The sequence below is a fragment of the Exiguobacterium sp. JMULE1 genome (assembly GCF_013337175.1).
GTDB classification, from domain to species: Bacteria; Bacillota; Bacilli; order Exiguobacteriales; family Exiguobacteriaceae; genus Exiguobacterium_A; species Exiguobacterium_A indicum.
Map to the genome: position 1 here is coordinate 1,201,486 of NZ_SGWC01000002.1, position 19,700 is coordinate 1,221,185.

The following is a 19,700-nucleotide window of genomic DNA, read 5'->3' on the forward strand; positions in this document are numbered from 1 at the left end:
TCTAATAGCACTTTCTGTGACGGGAGTGTGGAATCAAAAAAGGAGTCGAAGTCATGTATCTCTTCCTAAATGGATTTTTACTCGGATTGCTCGTCGTCCTTTCAATCATCGCAGCGGTCCGACCAGTCGATTTGACGATCGTTCCTCGCAAGGAATTCTACCCCTCGATGGTCCAGTCGAGCGGCATCTTATGTCTGTTGCTCGTCGGTGGCACGCTGATTAGCGGCACACGGTTGCCGGAAATCGGTTTGACGTTTTTTGTCCCAAGTGGTCCGGTTTGGTACGCGACAATCGGACTGCTTGTCTTGCTTTGTATCGTCTTGCTTTTGACAGCGACCGTTCCAGCGTTTCGCAAACGTTTGTTGCCGCTTTATCAAAGTGAAGCGGAACGACTGATTTTACCGCGAACGAAAGAGGAGCGAACGGGGTTCCAAATGGTCGCGCTGATGGCAGGAGTGACGGAAGAGTTGATCTATCGCGGGTTTCTCTTTCATACGCTCGGATTATTTTTACCGTTTTCAGACGTTAGCTTTGTCTGGATCGGGGCCATCTTGTTCGGGGTCGCCCATCGTTATCAAGGGTGGTTCGCGATTCTCGTGACGGGGCTGATCGGGGCGGGGTTCGGCTACTTGTATCTAGCGCTCGAGACACTCTGGCCGCTGATCATCATCCATGTCTTGATTGATCTCGTTGCCGTCTACGTCTACAAGGACGATGTTAATTCCTGACATCGTCAAAAAGCGTTGAGTTTGATAGACTGAATGTCAAGCGAAGTTATCGTTTAAATTGGTCAAGTTGACGGTTGCAGAATAGGTCAAATGACAGGTAGAATGAGAAGGTAAACGCTTACACATCAAAAGGAGATGGATGAAACCATGCGAACGATCACTTCCACTGGCGAGCGAAAGAAGACGAGTTGGACATTGAATATCGGCAATCAGCCACATTTGATGATGGATGGTGTGACAGAACAAACGCTTGATGCCGAACAACGTGTCATCTACGACGAATTTTTGATTCCGACGACGGACACTTTGATTCATCGGTTTAAAGCCCGCTTCCCGAACCATCTCTGCGAGAACGGGTATGATGTGTATGGTGCTGCCGCTTTTGACGAACAGGTCGTCGAACTGATCTCGAATTGGTTCATAGAGCTGGTCACCGTCTTAACAGCGATGCAGCGGACGAAGGGCATTCAGCATGTCCAGATTGAAGGCGGTGTCGCAAAACGGACCGACTTCTTACCGACCGTGCGTCGGACATGCCGGGCACTGGAGTCAACGATTGATATTTATTGAAACACCAGTCACGTGTTCAGAGGGGGCGTCCATTAGGGCGTCCTCTCTTTTTTTTGTTCATCTCGAATCGTTTTCCTGGGAAGTGATTTCGAGTGAACAAATCGCTCTCCTTTCTTCCGGTCATAAAAAGTAGAAACAAAATCAAAGTACTCGCGGAGTCGGACATTTTTGTCCGGCTCCTTTTCATTTTCTGGATGATAGCAGGAAAAAACAGGTTGACGCTAGACTGTATGGCATGTACCATACAGTTAACAGATGTACTATTGTCTTAATACAATGGTCGTAATCAAGGAGGGAAGTCTAGTGCTTGAAGTGAAAGGGCTACAAAAGCGATACGGACGAAAAAAGCACGTCTTATGTGACGTGACGTTCTCTGTCGGTCTAAACGAAGTGACATGTCTGATCGGCTTGAACGGGGAAGGGAAGTCAACGATCCTAAAAGCAATTCTCGGTTTGATTCCGGTGGATGCCGGGACGGTGACGGTCGACGGTAAAACGTCGCGTGATAAAATCGCATTCGTGCCTGATCTTCAGACGATGCCGAGCTATATGACGATTGGACAAGCGCTCACGTATATGACGGATCATTATCCGGATTGGAATCAAGAGACAGCGGAACGGTTACTAGAGACGTTCCAGCTGTTTACGACGGATAAAATGGCGAACTTATCAAAAGGGAACAAGGCGAAGTTCAATCTCGTCTTAGGATTCGCGCTTGATCGACCGTACATATTACTCGACGAACCGCTCGCGGGAATCGATCTCTTCATGAAGGAACAGATTGCCTGGATTTTCTCAAGTGAGTTCATGGAAGGACGAAGCATCCTGATGACGACACACGAAATCGCTGAGGTCGAGCAGGTGATTGACCGAGTATTATTCTTACGGGACGGAAAGATCGTTGAAGTCAAAGAGACGGATGAGCTGCGCGGCCGTCATCATCAATCGGTCCAGGACCGGATGCGGGAGGTTTATCAAGGATGAAACGTTGGTTGTTATTAACGAATGAAGAACTGAAACGAAGTACGAAATTACTGGTTTTGTTGATTTCAGGATTGATTGTCGCAGAAATTGCGTCACTGCTCTATCAGATTTACGATTATCAGCACTCGGTTGAGGCAACGATGCGGATCGAACAGATATCAGAACTCGACGCCATCGAGCAGGGTGGTGGTCCGCTGTTATTTGCGCAAGCAACGAATTTTTACGATTCGATCATTGTATTAGCGATGGGGATGATTGTCCTGTTCGCGTTCTGGATTTGGTACCGCGACTGGATGGGCGAGACGAAGTACATCTACCGGCTACTATTGCTTCCTGGATCACGCCGGGCGATTGTTGCATCGAAGATGACGACACTCTTACTTGTCGTCGCTAGTCTGATCGGCATCCAGTGGGTCTTGTTGTTGCTTAGTCGCACTCTCTACTTATGGTTATTACCAGATGCTCAACAAGTCACAGCTAGCATCAACGAATACTCCTTCTACATGAAGTTGTTCTACACAATGTATCCGAGTGATATTTTATTCATCTTACTGATGACATTCATCGTCATCTCGTTCGTTTTCATGACAGTTTTACTTGAGCGATCGTTCCGAAAGAGCAAAGCGTTCTTCCTCGTCGGATTAACCGGGATTGCGCTGATTGCCGGGTGGATCGTGATAGGTGTGACGTTGTCAGCTATTTCGAACGATTTGAGTCAACTGCACATGCAATTTTATCTCGGGTACGTCGTGCTCTTGACGTTATATGTGTCGTATAAAAATCTGCGGTTAGTCCAGACGCGCCTATCCGTCTAAAGGAGAACTCTCATGAAACGATATCGTCAACTTTTGATCTATGGATTGATCATTCTCATGACAATCGGAAGCTACATCGGTTATACACTATCGATCCAAGGGGCGGACTTGTCGCTTGAGACCGTCAGTGGAAAGTCTTCGCAAATCGAAAATTTTAATTTACGTCTTCAGACGAAAGGGATGCGCTCGACGATTTATGATGTCAACGCAAAGGGTGACATCGAAAAACAGTCAAACTCTTACGTCGGACAACTATTCCGTGAAGATAAAATGACGGATTTACCAGACAAATATTATGCATTCACGACAAAAATGGAAACAAATGTAAGTGGAGATGAACAATCGGAGTATGCGATTCAGATTAAACACAATAAATTACGATTTAAGATGTTTACGTTCAAGACGGAGGAGATGTTCGAGAAAACATTTCAGTATGATACAAAACTTGAGACAGGGATTGACTTACAAGCCAGTGTCATCGATAAGCAGGCGATGAAAGTTTACATCCAACTTGATCGGATCGATCAGCCCACGAAAACGAAACTTCTTGTGCTCGATTTAACAGGCGACCGAGTCGAAGAAATCGTTCTTCAAAAACCAGTAGCGCCTAAAAACGCGCGTCAATTTTTAGCAATTCATCAAAATGAGATCGTCTACACGGAACAACCATTTGATGGCGACGAAGAGAACACGAAACATTCTTATTTCCTTGATGATGGGAAAAGCGTTCGGTCCATCGAGGAGTTAGATCAGCAACAAATCGGTTATACGCCTTATGCAAATGGTCGTTACCTGATTGGACTCCGTCTGCCAGAAGGAGAGACGAAACGCATCGAATGGTCGACGTTCGACTTGGAAACAAAACGATTATCCGAGCATAGTGTAAGTAGTCCGCTTGTTTTGAAAAAGATTGATTGGTTGGATTCGACGGACGAGATGCAACTTTATCTCTCATCCGAGACGAACGCTGGCTTCCAAGTGTCCGTGATTGATTTGAAGCATGAGCAATTGATATATCAGGGAAAAATCAAGGATGCGAATCGCAAAAAAGGAACGAATATCTACGATTTTTCAGTTCAATGATCAACGAATACAAAAACGCTTCACACCGGAAAAGTTGTCCGGTGCGAAGCGTTATTTTTTCGTTTTGACTAGGAATCGATACGTGTTAAGGCGAAAGCATTAAGACGTGAAGTTTTTCTCTGCCGCTTTACAGGCACGCAATAAGGCATCCTTGAAGAAGCGATCTTCTTGCGAAGCAAGTTGTTGTGTCGCTTCTTCGTCACCACGCAGGGAGCGGGCGAGCATCTGGATGACCTTGACCCAGCGCCGGACGTGATCGAGCTGCGGGCGACCCATCGCGACGTAAACCGTGAACCAATCGTTCTGATCGCGACGGATCATCCGTTGGAACAGTGATTTTGCAAGGTCGACTTCTTCGGTCGTCGGGAGCTCGTTCGTCTCGAAATAGCGACGTAAAGCGGCGACGGCAGTCGCATACGCTGCCTTGACGTCTTCTGACGGCTGGTGTTTGCCGTAATCGGATGTCGACAAATGAAGTAAGGCAGGTTTCTTTTCGACACCCGTGATCCAGGCGGAAATCGTCTTGTTGCCTTTATAGGCTTGACGGTTCGCGACCGGGAGTTTCGCCGTGACGTTACCGACTTTTCCGATTAAGGTCACTTTGTTGTTGCGATCCTGAATTTCGGTCACTTTCATCTCGACTGTATCCCCCATTTCATGAGGAATGGCTTTTGGCTGGAGCTTTTCTCCTGCCGAGAGCGGTGAACGCTTGCGGATCATCCGCAGTGCTTCTTGTTCAATCCGGTCGTCAAGCGACCACAGATGTTCCGGTGGGACGTTGCGGAACCGGCGACGTCGGACCTTGATGTACTGGTCAAGCGCGTCAGCAGCTTGCTCCCGCGTCGATTCACCACGTGCGACGGGGCCGATGATGTCTCGGAGCGTAATGGATTCGAGACGTTCCATGATGCCTTCGAACGGGATGAGTTCCATTACGTAGAGACTACAGACGACGAGTTCGCATTCGCGAGGAGTGAGTGGGCGTTTGGCCATAAATTGACTTCCTTTCAGCTGGTTGATGTTTCTAGTATACCAAAAAAAAGCCATCGTCACGTAATCCCGTGACGATGGACTGAAAAAGCTTACAAGACGAATGCCGATTCCGAACTGTTTTGCAATTCGGCGGACGAGAGACGTGTGACACCGTTCATGAACGGGTCATGGGCGACGAACAAGTCACCGATTGCTTTGATCTCAGCCACGGTCGCATTCTCCTTTGCGCCAGCGATGCGTAAGCGATACGGCTTTTTCGTCACCGTATCGAACGTCAGGACGATCGTATGTTCCATCAATGGTCACTCCTTTCATGAAATGTAGAGGATGGGTTATGCCTTCAGTAAAGCGTAGTCACGGCTGATTTCCGTCAGCGCGTAGCGTCCGTCGAGTAAGCTGCCGATCGATTGCCCAATCGAAGCGACGACGTCTGCTGGAAGATTCGAACGTAAGCCGTTGTAGCGGCGGCGAGCGACGACGGCATCACCGTTTGCTGTCACCTTGTCCTTACGCTCGAAGACGATGACGAGACTCGTCTTGATCTCTTCTGCTTGTGTCATGTGTATCACCTCCTTCGCCCTTATTGACAGGGGAAGAGACCGGATTGTTCGAAAGGAATGAAAAAAACATGGTCTGGTTACGTTTTTTACGAAAAGTCTCGTTTCTACGGATGCGGACGCTCGGATATGCATCGTTGATCTTCGTCTTCGGTGTCGCAGGTATCATGTATGCGCTTGAGCCGGAAACATTCGGGTCCTACTTCCGCGCTGTCTACTGGACGATGACGACCGTCGTCACGGTCGGATACGGTGACTTCTTCCCGAACTCGGATACCGGTCGGATTCTGACGATTTTCGTGTTCATCTTCGGGATCGGGATCGTCGGTGGATTGATCTCAAAACTGGTCGACGGTGTCCAGTTGATTCGTAATCAAAAGGAAAGAGGGTTGTTACAAGTGAAGGAAACAGGACATACGGTCGTCTTCGGTTATAGTCGACGTTCGAAGCACGTCATCGAGTCATTGCTCGAACATACGGATGTCGTCCTCGTCGACGACCTAGAGCGGGAGCCATTCAGTCACCCTCGGTTCCATTACGTCTGTGGTGATCCGGCGCTGACGTCGACGCTCGAGCGAGCTCACATCGAAAAGGCGGTCCGTGCGATCGTCCTCGCGGATCATTCGATTCCCCCGGTCCATGCTGACGGACGGACACTGTTGATCGCTTCAAGCATCGAACGGGCGAACCCGAACATCTACACGATCGTCGAGATGATGCTCGAAGAACACCTCGACAGCTTCGAACAGGTCAAGGTCGATGAGGTGTTGCTTGGTGACGAGACGATTGCCCGGATGGCGATCCTCGCGTCCCATCATCCTGGCGTGACGAAGGTCGTGACGAATCTGTTGACGAAAGACGGTGAAGGGATGTTCTCGATTCCGACGCGACCGGAATGGGCGACATACCGCGATGCGTTTCATGCCTTGCTAGAAGAAGGGGTGACGATTCTGTCCGACGGGAAACGGCTTGATTTGAATCGGCGACTTGATGAAACGATTCCGAAAAACGGGACATTGATCGTCCTTTGCTCAGAAGAGACGGCGAATCGAATTGGAGCGATTTAGGGAAGAAAGGATTTAACTAATCTTTTTTCGGGTATAGTAAACAAATTTACTAGACGGAGGAAAAGGATTATGACACAACCACAACCAGAATGGATTCAAGAATTATTCGAGACGGTCGATCAAGGCGAAATTAAAAACGCACCAAAATTACTCTATATGGCATTAACGCTTGAACCAAATTATTTTACAAAAGCAGTTAGCCGTTTTAATCAGCGATTGGAAGTCGAACCATTAACGGACGTTTCGGAATTGCTGACGGTCTATCGTCAATTCTTCCTTTCAGCTAATCCATCGGAAGAATACTGGTCGCTTGCCTGGAACGAACTCATCCAGACCCTACAACATATGATTGATCGACCAGAAGCACAGCAATTACTTAAAGAACATGTCGATTTACTCGACTGGTGGTCAAGTGAATCGTTGCTGTCGCTCCCGAGTTGGTTAACGATTCTCGACGTTGCAGAACGCATCGACGCGCTTGATCAATTTAGCAGTTATCTTCCAGATATCTTCGAGAGCTACGCGCTCGAGACAGCAAAAGATGAGCCGTTCGCTCGACTTGCCTGGTACGCGCTCGCGAGCAATCAACAAGCGTTGCTTGCCCCGTACAGAGATCGGATTGAAGCCGGTTCGTCGAAGGAAATTCAGTCTCTTCGTCAAGCGGATCTCCTCGATCAAATTGAAACGACACGGGTCGTTATGTTAAAGTCGAAAGATAACGAGCCGATTGAATTAACATTTGATCGAAAATGGACATTATAAATTATCGAAGAAAAAATGACACCTAGAAGCCGCACGAATCCAATCCAAGGGGTGTAGGGATGATTCACGTCAATTTACCGAGTGGTGACTATGTCGTGTTAGTAGAAATAAATCGTGAAGTGCTGCTGTGTCATTCGATTGAAGAAGCGGAACAAGCACAACGCGACCGGTATGAACTGGTCGGACGGATGAGCGAACGCTTGCCGGCAGAAGTGATTGGACCCTCGATTGCGGACTTCGTCCGCTTTTCGACTGGGTTCATCGGCGAAGAAGTAACGTGGCATGAAGAAGAGGAAGCGTTCTTTTGCCAACAGTTCGAGACGTTCGACGGGTCCCCGTTAGGTGAAGATCTGACAGGCATCGATGCAACGCGTTGGCGTGCGGTCCTTGCACGCTATTATGCTTACGTGACGATCGGAAAAATCATTCCTTTTGAAGTCAGCGAAGAACCGGACGGTACGGTTCCGCTTTAGTCCAGACGATTCTTCGGTCGGCGCGTAAACAGAGAAGGGCAGGGTTCCCATGAAAAAGCAACTTGCACTACTCACGCTAGCGACAATCGTCGCCATGCCAACGTCTGCCTTTGCGCAGTCTCAATACGTACAATACGACCCAACTTTTACAGAACAACAAAAACAAAACTGGTTGGCGAATCAGGGGCTAAGCGAGATTCGTGCCTTGAAACAAAAAGGATTCTCTCTCGTCGAGCCACTTGCACATCTCGAAGAAGAGGATATCGATGCCGACTTGATTCCGATCACGGACGTCAAGAAAGCGACGGATTCTGCCCAGTTCCAGCAAACGTATCTCGATCAGTCACGGATCCCTACTTACTGGAAGTACAGCCGTGGTAAATCGGATATTCGCGTTGCAATCATTGATGACGCGATCGATACGAAACACCGCGAGTTCAAGGACGTCATTTATAAAACGACGACGATCTCGGGCATCCGTAAACCGGACGATCACGGAACGCACGTCGCTGGGATCGTCGGGGCACGGGAAGACGGGAAAGGGATCGTTGGTGTCGCATCCGGTGTTAAATTGATCGGAGCCGACGTATTCGATGGTGACTTTGCTGCGTCGATTGATATCGGTGACGGTATTTTGTATGCGATCGAGCAGGGAGCAGACGTCATCAACCTGTCGCTCGGACAATATGAATTCGATCCCTACATGGAAGAAGCAATCAAAAAAGCAGAAGCGAAGAACATCCTTGTCGTTGGAGCAGCGGGGAATGATGGGCGCAATAAAGTGCTCTTCCCAGGTTCGATGAGTCAAGTCGTCGCCGTTGGGGCTGTTGGCACACTCGGTCGAGCGTCGACGTTCTCGAATTACGGCAAAGGACTTAACATCATGGCACCGGGTGAAGGGATTTATTCAACGATCGTTGGGAATAAGTATGGTTACTTAGACGGGACATCGATGGCAACACCGGTCGTCAGCGGGGTATTGGCGCTTGCGAAATCAAAGAATCCATTCGTCACGAATGAAGCGATGCGCAGTAAACTGTATGCTGCTGCGACCAAAAAAACAGGAGATACAAGTTCACATTACGGAGTCGGTCGCTTGAATGCCGGAATGTTAGCGGCGCTTCCAGCGCCAATTTCTAAAGTGTCGCTCCCTTCAACAGTCAAACCGAATCAACTATTCGCGTTTTACTTTGACGAATATTCGAATGCGAAAACGACGACCCGTCTTTATAAAGATGGGAAAGTTATTAAAACGTTCACCCAGTCGAAATTAAAAAATGGGACGCACAAGTTCACGTATCAATTGAAACAAAAAGGGTCCTATAAACTCGTATTCAAGACGAGTGGTGGACGCCATACGCGAACGGTCGAACGACTCCTGACCGTGAAATAAAAAAAGCGCCTCCCACCGAGTGGGAAGCACTGTACGAGACCTGAAGGTTACTTCGGGTCTTTTCCTTTTTTATAGACGGGCGTCGGAGGTGTTAATGCCTCTCCAGTCCACGTGATCATCGCTTCCATCTTGTATCCTGTGTCATCCTCATGGACGAACGACAAGCGACTGGAATCGATCAATTGGTATAAACCATAAGCGACCTGGTCGGCCCAAGAGCGTAACGTCATTGCTTCATCATACAACGGGATTTGCTCAGGGAAACGTTCATTCATAAGCAAGATATCGTGTTGATCGAAATGATAGCTACGTTTTGAGAGTGCATCGGGCGCCTTGACGTTGAACGGCTCGAACGCGTGGATGAGCTCTCCTTGACGATAGAAGGCGAAGATGCCGTTTCGCAGATGAAGTGCCTTGATCTCATCGATCTCGATCAGGAACGTCAACTTGCGAACCGTTCGCCGGTTCGTACCAGAGCGTCGTTTTTTCATACTGCATGCCCCCTTCTGAACTCTTGTACTATACCGTGAAATGAGGCAGGGACGCAACTTTTTCGTTTATAAAACGAGAATTGCCTCTTGCAGGAAAGCGGCATCTACGCTACACTCATAAGCAGTGACTATGTTGGTTCGGACAATCGCGGGGCATTTCGGTGCTTTGAGGAAAGTCCATGCTCGCACAGCCTGCGATGGCTGTAGTGATCGTGCTACACAAAAAGATAAGTGTAGGCAGCGTCAAGCTGACGGCAGAAGGAACGCCTAAGTCTTCGGATAGGGCCGAAACTTCTTGAAGGTGCCACAGTGACGGAGCTTCATGGGAAACCATGAAGGTGGAACGAGGTAAACCCCACGAGCGAGAAACCCAAATTTGGTAGGGGAATTTCCTGAGCGGAACTGAACGCGAAGGAGAGCGTATGCAAATACGGAGATAGATGATTGTCGCCTGCGTGTGAGGGTCAAACCGTTTGAAACACTAAGGAACAGAACATGGCTTACAGGACCACATAGGCTGTTATTTTTAAGTTGAACGAGAGTCCAGGTCCACCCTGGGCTCTTTTTTTATTGCAATGAAACGATCCAGTGGAAGAAAAGATAAAGGAGTGAACGCGATATGGCAAAACGCTTAGTCATCGCGACAGCGGCGATGGGAATCGAAGCGCTCGTCGCAAAAGAAGTCCGTGCGTTAGGATACGAATGTACGGTCGAGGACGGAAAAGTCTACATCGATTGTGAGATGGAGGACATTCCCCGTTTGAACATGTGGCTTCGGACAGCGGACCGGATCAAACTCGTCGTTGCTGAGTTCCGCGCGACGACATTCGAAAAATTGTTCGATCAAGTCAAGGCACTGCCGTGGCACGAATTGATGCCGTGGGATGCGAACTTCATCGTCAACGGTCGTTCGGTCAAGTCGAAGCTGTTCTCGATCCGTGACTGTCAGAAGATCACCGAGAAAGCAATCGTCTCGCACATGCAAGAACAGTACAACAAAGGAACGGAATGGTTGCCAAAAACCGGCGCAAGTTATCCGATTGAAGTTGCTTTGTTAAAAGATATCGCGACATTAACGATCGATACGTCAGGCGACGCATTACACAAACGCGGCTACCGTGAATTCCACTCAGCAGCCCCACTCAAAGAAACGATGGCAGCAGCGATGCTGATGCTGACGAACTGGAAGCCGGATATGCCGCTCTACGACGTCTTCACCGGTTCAGGTACACTGGCGATCGAAGCAGCGATGATCGGGCGTAATATCGCACCAGGCATCAACCGCGAGTTCGTCTCACAGGAATGGAAATGCATTCCGAAGAAGGCATGGTTCGATGCGATCAACGAAGCGAACGAAAAAGCAGAGTGGGACAAACCGTTGAAGATCTACGCAAGCGATGTCGATCCAGAGATGGTCAAGCTCGCGAAAACGAACGCAGAACTCGCAGACGTCCGCGATGCGATCAACGTCATGCAACGTGACGCAGCAGACTTCAAACCGAAGGAAGACTTCGGTGTCATCATCGGGAACCCGCCTTACGGGGAGCGTTTGGAGGACGCACGTGAAGTCCATCAGCTCTACCGTAAGATTGGAACGGCGTACAAAGAATTCCCATACTACAGTGTCTATATGATCACGTCGTATGTTGAGTTCGAAAAAGCGTACGGTCGTCCAGCGACGAAGCGCCGGAAGCTCTATAACGGGAACATCGAAGTTCAGTTCTACCAATACTATGGTTTGCGTCGAAAACGTCCGCAGGCTTAAGCCATTTCTAGCACCTATAAAAATCTCATTGCACAGTTGATGTGAAAATCGGGATTTTTCTCACGAACCGCTCTGTTGAGCGGTTTTTTATTTTGAATTTCTACTTTCTTTTATGACTAAGGTACAAAGTTCCTGAATAAACATTTCATCTGACCTGTTTTCTTAGTTCTTTAAAACTATTTCGATAAATAAGTAGGGAAATTAGACTAGTCTATCGAAAGTTATCCTTAGAAAAAATCTAAGAGGATTAACTTCTTTAATGAAGACTTTGAAGTGGAGGGAACATGTTGGATAATTTTTTAATGATATCGTCAACGATTTCAGCTCCAATCGAGACCGTATGGCGTCTGTGGACAGAACCGCAGCACATGATGCAATGGTATCGATCATCGAATGGCTGGTATACGACACATGTCGAGAACGAATTAATGGAACAGGGACATTTTAAAAGTCGAATGCAACGCGAAGGAAGTCCGACATATGTTGAATATTTGGGTACGTATCAGGAAGTCTCACCCTTAGAGCATTTGCGCTATCAATTAGAAGATGGACGACTTGTCGAAGTCATGTTCATTCCGTTGCGCCATCGAACGAAAGTGATTGAAATTTTTGAAGACGATCAAGTGAATGATCCGGATGCACAACGTGCTTCATGGCAAAGTATTCTGGATCGTTTTACGACTTATGTCGAAGCAGGTAACTATACTCTTGTTGATCAGTTAAATCCATAACACTCTAAAAAAGAGAAATGTATCGTTTTGCATATTAAATCCCTTCTTACATGGACTTTAGTCTAAGAAGGGATTTTTTTGTGAGTAAGGTATAGAAAGTAATGCTGTTTAGTTTGTAAAAAGATAAAAAATAAAAATATAAAATTTTTAATAATTGTTAAATGATGTTATTTAAAGTATAATATAAACATTTTATTTAGAGAGAATGATATGATGGAAGAAAGGAGGTCAAATTATGCTTAGAAAAGTATTGCTCGTGTTTTTAACAATGTGCTCCGCAGTGGCATTATTATTCATCGCATCAAAAAATGCAGTGGGAGATCATGTCATTTCGTTAGAGGAGCCGTTAGCCTTTCGTATTTCGGTGATCATGACTATCGTATTGTTCTTACCACCGCTCATTTTATCGTTCTTTAACCATCCACTAATCAATATCATCAATGTAGTCTATCAATCCTTTATTGTTCTAACATTTATCGGATTGATGCCAATTGGCTTCATGATACAAAATGGAATGACGACAACATTATTTTCGTTCATTGGAACGATTTTAAGTGTTTTCAGCATCTGGAGTATTTATAAATATCGCTCAACACACGCTTGAAAAACGCGTCTTATTAAAGTAAATGAATGATGCCAAAATTTTATGAGTGAAGTAGCATGATGCATACATAGTCTTGAAAAGCGTTCAAAACGAACGGTATTATACAACGATTATCTTTGGGGGAAATGAAAAATGTGGATCATACTGGGTTTACTGGCGATTGGATTTACGGCACTGAATATCATCTTTTATTTGATCGGTAAGGACTATCGTTTCCTGATGGTGCTCGGACTGAGTTTTACGGCACTGACGCTGTGCGCGGAATACCGACTCGTCGCAGAATTCGTGGCGCGGGAGGACTGGGCAGCGTTACAAGACGTCGTACCAGGCATGGAGCGGGCACTGTGGGTATTGACGTTCATCTCGATCGGATTAAATGTATTGCCGCTACTGTTAGACTACCGAAAGAATCGATCTCGTTGAGGAATCCAAGAGGAGCTGAATCCTGATGAGCTATACATTTTCACCGCTGACGCAACGACAGGCGGAACAGATTGCCTACGAGTGGCAATATGACGGGGCGTTTGCATTTTATGATATGCCGAATGACGAAGAAGATTTAGCAGAATTTCTCGATCCAGCAAAGCGGACGGAACATTATTTTGCTGTGTTGGATCGGGAAGAATTGATTGGTTATTATGTATTTGAACCAAACGCAGACGTCGTTGACGTCGGACTTGGCATGCGACCAGACTTGACGGGCCGAGGAAATGGAGTGGCATTTTTAGAAGCCGGTCTTTCGTTCATCATGGACCGATATGCACCTAAACAAATTGAATTAGCTGTCGCGACATTCAACGAGCGGGCGATTCGCTTGTATACGAAAAGTGGCTTCCTTCCCGTCGAACGGTTCCAACAGGCGACGAATGGTGGAAGCTATGAATTTTTGAAGATGCGTTTACAACCCATCCACTCGACGGAACCTTTTCCAAACTCTATAAGTAGATAACAGAAAAGGAGATGATGTCATGGCACGCTGTACGAATTGTCAGTATAAGTTCAGCACAAAAGAAGTGCTCGCTGTCAGTGTTGCGATACATGGGAAAGGCAAGACGTGTCCGAACTGTGGCGTGAAACAATACATGTCCCGGAAGTCGCAATTTTACCTATCACTCGGGAATATCAGTCTCTTGTTCGTCCTGTTCTTGCCATTTCTAATTCGGTTGAGCGACCGGGAAGAATCGATGAGGTAAGATGTCGGTTACTTTTATTTTCATGAAACTTTTTCCTGAATCCACCAGTAGATAAGGAAGAAGGAGATGGTCAGATGGTACGTTGTACGAATTGCCAATATACGTTCAAAACGAAAGAAGTGCTCGCTGTCGGATTTGCGAAACATGGAAAAGCGTGTCCGAACTGCGGCGTGAAGCAATACATTTCAAAAGACTCGCAACATTACTTATCGCTCGGATACGTCAGTCTCTTGTTCGTCTTGATCCTACCGTTCGTCATCAAACTGAGTGACAAAGAAGAGACAATCTGGTAAAGCATTACGCGCATGCCTGAAAACGACAGGATGCGCGTTTTGTCTTATACTCGGGGCAAAGGAGCTGGGAAACATGCAAACCGTATACGATGCAACCGTACAAAACGCAGCGGGCGAGACTGTTTCATTAGGTGACTATGCGGGGCGTGTCCTCGTGATCGTTAACACGGCAAGCAAATGTGGGCTCGTCAAACAACTTGGCGAACTACAGGCATTGTACGATAAATATGACGAGCAAGGAGTCACGGTGCTTGGCTTTCCGTGCGATCAATTCAATCAGCAGGAGTTCGCGAGTCAGGAAGAGACGATGCAGTTCTGTCAGCTGAACTATGGCGTGACGTTTCCGATGTTCCAGAAAATCGACGTCAATGGACCAAATGAACATCCGCTTTATACATTCCTAAAACGCGAACGCTCCGGTCTTCTGTCGTCGAAGATTAAATGGAACTATACGAAGTTTTTAATCGATCGCCAAGGACGTGTCGTACAGCGGTTCAGTCCAGTCGATTCCGTCCAGTCGGTTGAAAATACCTTATCTTTGTATCTATAATCCAAGTAACCGTCCGGCGCGAGCCGTTGGGCGGGACGAACGAATACCCTACCTTTGGCGAGGTAGGGCTTTTTTTATGTCATTCAACGCTAAAAGAATCAAATGAATAGGTGACAATCGCATCGCTGCGCTTATGTCCGAGGTCGGTCAGAACCGGTGGACGGGGGGACAAGACATGAAAATCCTGCTCGAACGCCCGGAGCCAGTAATGAACCCAGTCTTTTGTAGGATCGAGATTCATCATTTCACGTGCGAATGTCAGCAGCTTTGAATCGGTCAGCGTCAGAAGTGGAATCGGGTTGATCTCGACATCTTCTTTTAGTTCATAGAGGTCCGGTGAACGAAGCAGAATCGCATCCGCTTCGAAAGTCAATTGAAAGTAATTACAGCTGTAGTCGCCGACGATGACCATCGTCTCCTCCGTATGTCCACGGAAATGAAAGATCAATCGGTTACCATTTGCGACATCGATCAAGAACTGATCGAGTCCGATGTGATAATCCTCGCGAAATTGTAGTTTCTCAAGCGTGATTTCTTGCATGATTTAGCCTCCAGTCCGAGTTTGTCGTTCTTCTGTCAAAACGGTTTGGCGCGCTGCTAGGCGAGACGAACCGATCAATAAGGCGATTCCGAGTAACAATAACGAGATTCCGAACCAAGCCGTACGACTTAATTCTTCACCAAGGACGAACACACCAAGCAAGGCGGCAGTCAGCGGCTCACCGAGCGAGAGCGTGACGGCAGTCGACGATGGTACGTTCGACAGTCCTTTCGCGAATAACCAGTAAGCGAGTCCGGTCGCGACGACGCCAAGATGGAGGCTGATTCCGGCACCACGTGACGTGAACAACCAGGAGAGGTCGAATAAAAACAGCAGAGGTGACAACAGTAAGGCGCTCGTCGTGAAAATGACGGCAACGACTGACAGCGGTGCGTGTGTCTTGACGAGGTCTCGACTGACGAACGTGTACCCGGCAAACGACAGTCCGGCACCGAGTGCAAGGATGATTCCGATTGGATCAATTGCGACCGTTCCTTGATTGTTCAAAAGCAACAGACAACCGGTGATCGATAGTCCGGTCGATGCCCACCACAGCAGCGCTGGACGTTTCTTGAGGAACAGCCACTCGATACATCCAGAAAAGATCGGCGCGCTACCGATTGCGACGACGGTACCGACGGCGACACCGATCATCAATACAGCGGAGAAGAACAGCGGTTGGTAAGCCGCCATGCTGACGGCAGCAAGTAAAATCGTCCGCACCGGCCAGTCGCGTAACGTCAGCGTTCCTTTGAAGAGAACGAGACAGAGTAAGAACAGTCCACCGACAGCAAGACGAACGGCACCAATTGCAATCGGGTGTGCATCTTCCGGCGCAAAGGCTTGTGAGGTTCCCGTCGTGCCCCAAAAGATCGCAGCGAGTAATATGAGCAACATCGATGATGATTTAGACATGGGTCACCTCTTCGAATGCAATTTTTTAAAATGATATTAGAACGAGAATACCACAGAACGAATAGGACGGAATACACCAAATAATTGAAAAAATGGTTATGTTTATAGGGTGAAGTCGTATCATTCACGAATACGAAAATGAAAAGGATGGGACCCATGAAAGAAATGAACCAAATCGAAGCAATTCTTGACGTCTTATCACAAAAAATCAATCACGGGTCGACCTTCATTCAGCGGCGATACGATACAGGAGTCGCTCAATTCAATTTAAATGATCCGGTGACGGAACAGGCGATTCAGTCATTTGAAAAACAGTTTAAACTAACGTTACCAAGTGAATATAAGACATTCCTCCGTTTACATGACGGAGCGGAGTTGTTCATGATTCAAGGTCTCGGCATCGAGCTCTATCCGCTTGAAAAAGTCATTGAAATGACGATCCAGGCTAAAGAGTACGACCTGATCCATGAAGACTATGATCATTTCTTGATGATTGGCGAAATGAACGAAGGATATGTCTTGATTCAAACGGAAGATGCGAAGACAGATGAGACACCCTATATGCACTGGATGTTTCATGAGTTGTCGACAGAGGAGACTGATCCGATTGGACAGAACTTCGGCACGTTCCTTGAATATGCGATCATTGCGCAAGGGGATATGTTCTGGGAGTTCAAGGACTTCTCGATTGCAACAGATGCTTATTATGTAGAGAATCACAATTCTGAAGAGGAAGTGAACAAACCACGACCGATTCGCTTCGTCGACTCGGTTCGCGTTGAAATCGAGTATCCGATTGCGAAAAGGGATGCGTATTTCTCGGTTAAGATTTTCGAAGGGAAACAAGAAAAAGAACGTCTTGGCAGTAGCTACGACTCGGATTCGCGCTTTGAACAAGTGATGCAATCGGTTCGAGAATATCTAATGGCAGAGCGATTCCAGTATTCGTCGATCATGGTTTTTCAAACGGAACATCGGTTTTGGCAGAACGAGGACGAGACAGGTGATCCGTTGATTCGTAACCATAATCCGCAGCGTCAAGGACTGAGCTTCGATGGATATCGTGCCTTCGTTGAAGAGCAACCACGACCACTTCCAGGGTGGGAATGATACAATCACTGTTTGAATTCGATGATTTTCACCATCGAAACTCAAAATAAAGTTTTATCTTGTATCCCCTCATCTTTCAAAAAAGAATTGACAATGAACTGGATGAATCTGTATGCTAATCAAAATTACATAATCAAGGCAATGACGAGAAGAGTAGGAAGAAATTGACGGTGCCAAGCGAGTCCGAGATGGTGAGAGCGGATGACCGGTTTTCTCTCTGAAAAAAGCCTCCGAGCTTCGTACGGATTCCGATATGGATGATGCTACGATGGGTTCTCCCATTATCGAGAGCATGTATGATTGTACATGTGAAGGTTCGTCTGGTGACAGGCGGACGAACAAAGGTGGTACCACGGGAAGCTGATTCTCGTCCTTTAGGCAACTAACGGGCGAAAATCAGCTTTTTGTCTACTACTGGAGGAATCATCATGCATTGGGCAGAACACACTGCAAGAACCATTATCGAGTGTCAGCCAGATAAAGAGACATACGTCTGTGCTGCCGGGATCAGTCCATCGGGTCCCGTTCATATCGGCAATTTCCGGGAAGTCGTCACGACGTACTTCGTTGCGCGTGCGCTGCAAGACCTCGGCAAAGACGTCCGCTTTTTGTTTTCATGGGACGATTACGATCGTTTTCGAAAAGTACCAGCGGATGTCGATCAAGCATTTACTCGATACATCGGGATGCCTTATAGCGCCGTTCCGGCACCGGATCGATCCGACATGAGTTACGCGACGTACTTTGAACAGCAATTCGAAACGATGCTGACAGCATTCGAGATCACACCAGACTACCGTTATCAACACGAAGCCTATACGTCTGGCATTTATGCTGAACAAATCATCCACGCGTTTCGCCATCGTCACGCGATTTATGACATCTTGATCGACCATAAGACAGCAGCAGGATCCGATGATGAGCGAGCAGCGTTTTACCCGGCGACCGTCTATTGTGCTGCTTGTGGAACCGACGCCACTACCATCGATTCGTTCGATGAAGCTGAAGCCACGTACCATTACAGCTGTCGATGTGGTCATATGGCAACGGTCGATATGCGGACGGAACATCGGATGAAATTGAACTGGAAAGTCGACTGGGCGATGCGCTGGGCACATGAAGGCGTCGATTTCGAGCCGGGTGGAAAGGATCATTCAGCAGCAAACGGAAGTTACACGGTTTCGTCCCGGATTGCGCAAGAAATTTTCCAACAGCCGGCACCGCTCTATCTCCCGTATGAATTCATTCGTCTAAAAGGGGAGTCGAAAAAAATGTCGAGTTCATGCGGTGGTGTCTTGACTCCGCAAGATCTACTCGCCGTCTATCCACCGAGCATTCTTCTGTTCTTATTTGCGAAACATCGTCCGAATCACGCCTTTCATATCGGGCTAGATGAAGATGTGTTACGCAATTACAGTGAGTTCGAGCGTTTTGTCGCACACTCATCGCGTCAATCCGAAGACATTCAGCAAAGTCTGCGTTGGAGTCATCGTGGAACTGCTCATCTCGTTTCGTTTACGCAGTTGACGATGATTGGTCCGATGGTTGGTTTTGAACCTGATTTGATTGAAAATGTGTTTTGCGCGAGCGTTCCGCCTGAACAGATTGACCGTGCTCGTACTTTCGTTACGCAATGGTGTCCGGAGCGGGAACTTCATATCAGTTCTGTTCCGAATTATGAACTACATGCGCAACTGACGGGAACGGAACAGGACTGGATCCAACAATTCGTCGTTGCTCTTCGAACGGATGAAGACATCCTCTCTGCCTTCTACCGTTTGACACGGCAAGCTGAAAAAAAGGAGACGCTTCGCCTGCAGAAACACTATGCGACGCTACTCTATCAACTGACGATCAATCAATCCTACGGACCACGCATCCCATTACTCGTCGCGACGATTGGACGGGAGCGAATGTCTGCGTTATTGGACTTTGCGAATAAGGAAATTACGACAAGCAGGAAATCAAGAGACCGAGCCTGAAAAAGAAGGACAAAACCTTATTTTTATATATCGAAATTTAATTTCAAAATTAAATAAATAATATTGAATTAAAATTTCTTAATTGTATAATAAAGGGAGG

Annotated in this window: 25 protein-coding genes and 1 other RNA gene; 20 read left to right on the forward strand and 6 right to left on the reverse strand. The window is 47.2% G+C overall.

The window, feature by feature from the left end; genetic code table 11:
- Nucleotides 1-53 precede the first annotated feature (53 nt).
- The 5 genes from EXW93_RS06285 (at nt 54) to EXW93_RS06305 (ending at nt 4,180) form a co-directional block, all read left to right on the forward strand.
- On the forward strand, nt 54-728 hold the full coding sequence (locus EXW93_RS06285) for a CPBP family intramembrane glutamic endopeptidase (RefSeq protein ID WP_052017160.1): 675 nt from the start codon (nt 54-56) through the stop codon (nt 726-728).
- A gap of 147 nt (nt 729-875) precedes the next feature.
- Entirely contained in the window at nt 876-1,298 is a 423-nt protein-coding gene (locus EXW93_RS06290; protein ID WP_055967405.1) for a hypothetical protein, read from the forward strand.
- 303 nt (nt 1,299-1,601) lie between these two features.
- Complete coding sequence (locus EXW93_RS06295) at nt 1,602-2,282, forward strand: ATP-binding cassette domain-containing protein (RefSeq protein ID WP_174316160.1); 681 nt, start codon at nt 1,602-1,604, stop codon at nt 2,280-2,282.
- Nucleotides 2,279-3,097, forward strand: a complete 819-nt coding sequence (locus EXW93_RS06300; protein ID WP_023467915.1) for a hypothetical protein — start codon at nt 2,279-2,281, stop codon at nt 3,095-3,097. Before EXW93_RS06295 ends, EXW93_RS06300 begins: the two co-directional genes overlap by 4 nt.
- A 12-nt stretch (nt 3,098-3,109) precedes the next feature.
- Nucleotides 3,110-4,180 (forward strand): hypothetical protein, encoded by a 1,071-nt coding sequence (locus EXW93_RS06305; protein ID WP_174316161.1) that lies wholly within the window; start codon nt 3,110-3,112, stop codon nt 4,178-4,180.
- Nucleotides 4,181-4,279: 99 nt separating this feature from the next.
- Here EXW93_RS06305 and EXW93_RS06310 read toward each other — a convergent pair whose 3' ends face one another.
- The 3 genes from EXW93_RS06310 to EXW93_RS06320 all read right to left on the reverse strand — a co-directional run bounded on the left by EXW93_RS06310 (nt 4,280) and on the right by EXW93_RS06320 (nt 5,733).
- Nucleotides 4,280-5,173, reverse strand: coding sequence for a hypothetical protein (locus EXW93_RS06310; protein WP_023467917.1), 894 nt, complete (start codon nt 5,171-5,173; stop codon nt 4,280-4,282).
- Between the two features lie 89 nt (nt 5,174-5,262).
- Entirely contained in the window at nt 5,263-5,469 is a 207-nt protein-coding gene (locus tag EXW93_RS06315) for a DUF2922 family protein (protein WP_023467918.1), read from the reverse strand.
- A gap of 36 nt (nt 5,470-5,505) precedes the next feature.
- Nucleotides 5,506-5,733 (reverse strand): DUF1659 domain-containing protein, encoded by a 228-nt coding sequence (locus tag EXW93_RS06320; RefSeq protein WP_023467919.1) that lies wholly within the window; start codon nt 5,731-5,733, stop codon nt 5,506-5,508.
- 68 nt (nt 5,734-5,801) lie between these two features.
- On the opposite strand from EXW93_RS06320, the gene EXW93_RS06325 reads away from it, so the two are divergent.
- From EXW93_RS06325 to EXW93_RS06340, 4 genes are all read left to right on the forward strand, one after another.
- Entirely contained in the window at nt 5,802-6,797 is a 996-nt protein-coding gene (locus EXW93_RS06325; protein ID WP_235147642.1) for a potassium channel family protein, read from the forward strand.
- A 69-nt stretch (nt 6,798-6,866) separates the two neighbouring features.
- The gene (locus tag EXW93_RS06330) at nt 6,867-7,559 is read left to right on the forward strand and encodes a hypothetical protein (RefSeq protein WP_023467921.1); all 693 of its coding nucleotides are present in this window, start codon (nt 6,867-6,869) and stop codon (nt 7,557-7,559) included.
- Between the two features lie 59 nt (nt 7,560-7,618).
- A complete protein-coding gene (locus tag EXW93_RS06335) occupies nt 7,619-8,032 on the forward strand; it encodes a hypothetical protein (protein WP_023467922.1) in 414 nt (137 codons plus the stop codon).
- 49 nt (nt 8,033-8,081) lie between these two features.
- Nucleotides 8,082-9,425 (forward strand): S8 family peptidase, encoded by a 1,344-nt coding sequence (locus EXW93_RS06340; protein ID WP_023467923.1) that lies wholly within the window; start codon nt 8,082-8,084, stop codon nt 9,423-9,425.
- Between the two features lie 47 nt (nt 9,426-9,472).
- Here EXW93_RS06340 and EXW93_RS06345 read toward each other — a convergent pair whose 3' ends face one another.
- Nucleotides 9,473-9,916 (reverse strand): hypothetical protein, encoded by a 444-nt coding sequence (locus tag EXW93_RS06345; RefSeq protein WP_029341396.1) that lies wholly within the window; start codon nt 9,914-9,916, stop codon nt 9,473-9,475.
- A 134-nt stretch (nt 9,917-10,050) separates the two neighbouring features.
- Here EXW93_RS06345 and rnpB point away from each other — a divergent pair.
- From rnpB to EXW93_RS06390, 9 genes are all read left to right on the forward strand, one after another.
- Nucleotides 10,051-10,424, forward strand: an RNA gene (gene rnpB, locus EXW93_RS06350) — RNase P RNA component class B.
- Nucleotides 10,425-10,535: 111 nt separating this feature from the next.
- Complete coding sequence (locus EXW93_RS06355; RefSeq protein ID WP_029341397.1) at nt 10,536-11,681, forward strand: THUMP domain-containing class I SAM-dependent RNA methyltransferase; 1,146 nt, start codon at nt 10,536-10,538, stop codon at nt 11,679-11,681.
- 284 nt (nt 11,682-11,965) lie between these two features.
- Entirely contained in the window at nt 11,966-12,412 is a 447-nt protein-coding gene (locus EXW93_RS06360) for an SRPBCC domain-containing protein (RefSeq protein WP_023467987.1), read from the forward strand.
- Nucleotides 12,413-12,647: 235 nt separating this feature from the next.
- Nucleotides 12,648-13,016 carry a hypothetical protein gene (locus EXW93_RS06365; RefSeq protein ID WP_174316162.1) on the forward strand — a complete coding sequence of 123 codons (369 nt, stop codon included), beginning with the start codon at nt 12,648-12,650 and terminating at the stop codon, nt 13,014-13,016.
- Between the two features lie 132 nt (nt 13,017-13,148).
- The gene (locus EXW93_RS06370; RefSeq protein WP_035397924.1) at nt 13,149-13,439 is read left to right on the forward strand and encodes a hypothetical protein; all 291 of its coding nucleotides are present in this window, start codon (nt 13,149-13,151) and stop codon (nt 13,437-13,439) included.
- A gap of 25 nt (nt 13,440-13,464) precedes the next feature.
- Entirely contained in the window at nt 13,465-13,965 is a 501-nt protein-coding gene (locus EXW93_RS06375; protein ID WP_174316163.1) for a GNAT family N-acetyltransferase, read from the forward strand.
- A gap of 19 nt (nt 13,966-13,984) precedes the next feature.
- Nucleotides 13,985-14,209 (forward strand): hypothetical protein, encoded by a 225-nt coding sequence (locus tag EXW93_RS06380; protein ID WP_174316164.1) that lies wholly within the window; start codon nt 13,985-13,987, stop codon nt 14,207-14,209.
- 74 nt (nt 14,210-14,283) lie between these two features.
- Nucleotides 14,284-14,502, forward strand: a complete 219-nt coding sequence (locus EXW93_RS06385; RefSeq protein ID WP_174316165.1) for a hypothetical protein — start codon at nt 14,284-14,286, stop codon at nt 14,500-14,502.
- Between the two features lie 73 nt (nt 14,503-14,575).
- The gene (locus tag EXW93_RS06390; protein WP_174316166.1) at nt 14,576-15,052 is read left to right on the forward strand and encodes a glutathione peroxidase; all 477 of its coding nucleotides are present in this window, start codon (nt 14,576-14,578) and stop codon (nt 15,050-15,052) included.
- A 79-nt stretch (nt 15,053-15,131) separates the two neighbouring features.
- Here the strand turns inward: EXW93_RS06390 and EXW93_RS06395 are convergent, their stop codons facing one another.
- Nucleotides 15,132-15,593, reverse strand: coding sequence for a hypothetical protein (locus tag EXW93_RS06395; RefSeq protein WP_174316167.1), 462 nt, complete (start codon nt 15,591-15,593; stop codon nt 15,132-15,134).
- 3 nt (nt 15,594-15,596) lie between these two features.
- On the reverse strand, nt 15,597-16,508 hold the full coding sequence (locus EXW93_RS06400; protein WP_174316168.1) for an EamA family transporter: 912 nt from the start codon (nt 16,506-16,508) through the stop codon (nt 15,597-15,599).
- A 156-nt stretch (nt 16,509-16,664) separates the two neighbouring features.
- Here EXW93_RS06400 and EXW93_RS06405 point away from each other — a divergent pair, with 156 nt between their 5' ends.
- The gene (locus EXW93_RS06405) at nt 16,665-17,618 is read left to right on the forward strand and encodes an SMI1/KNR4 family protein (RefSeq protein WP_254606186.1); all 954 of its coding nucleotides are present in this window, start codon (nt 16,665-16,667) and stop codon (nt 17,616-17,618) included.
- A gap of 428 nt (nt 17,619-18,046) precedes the next feature.
- Entirely contained in the window at nt 18,047-19,600 is a 1,554-nt protein-coding gene (gene lysS, locus EXW93_RS06410; RefSeq protein WP_055967434.1) for a lysine--tRNA ligase, read from the forward strand.
- The last annotated feature ends 100 nt before the right edge of the window (nt 19,601-19,700 follow it).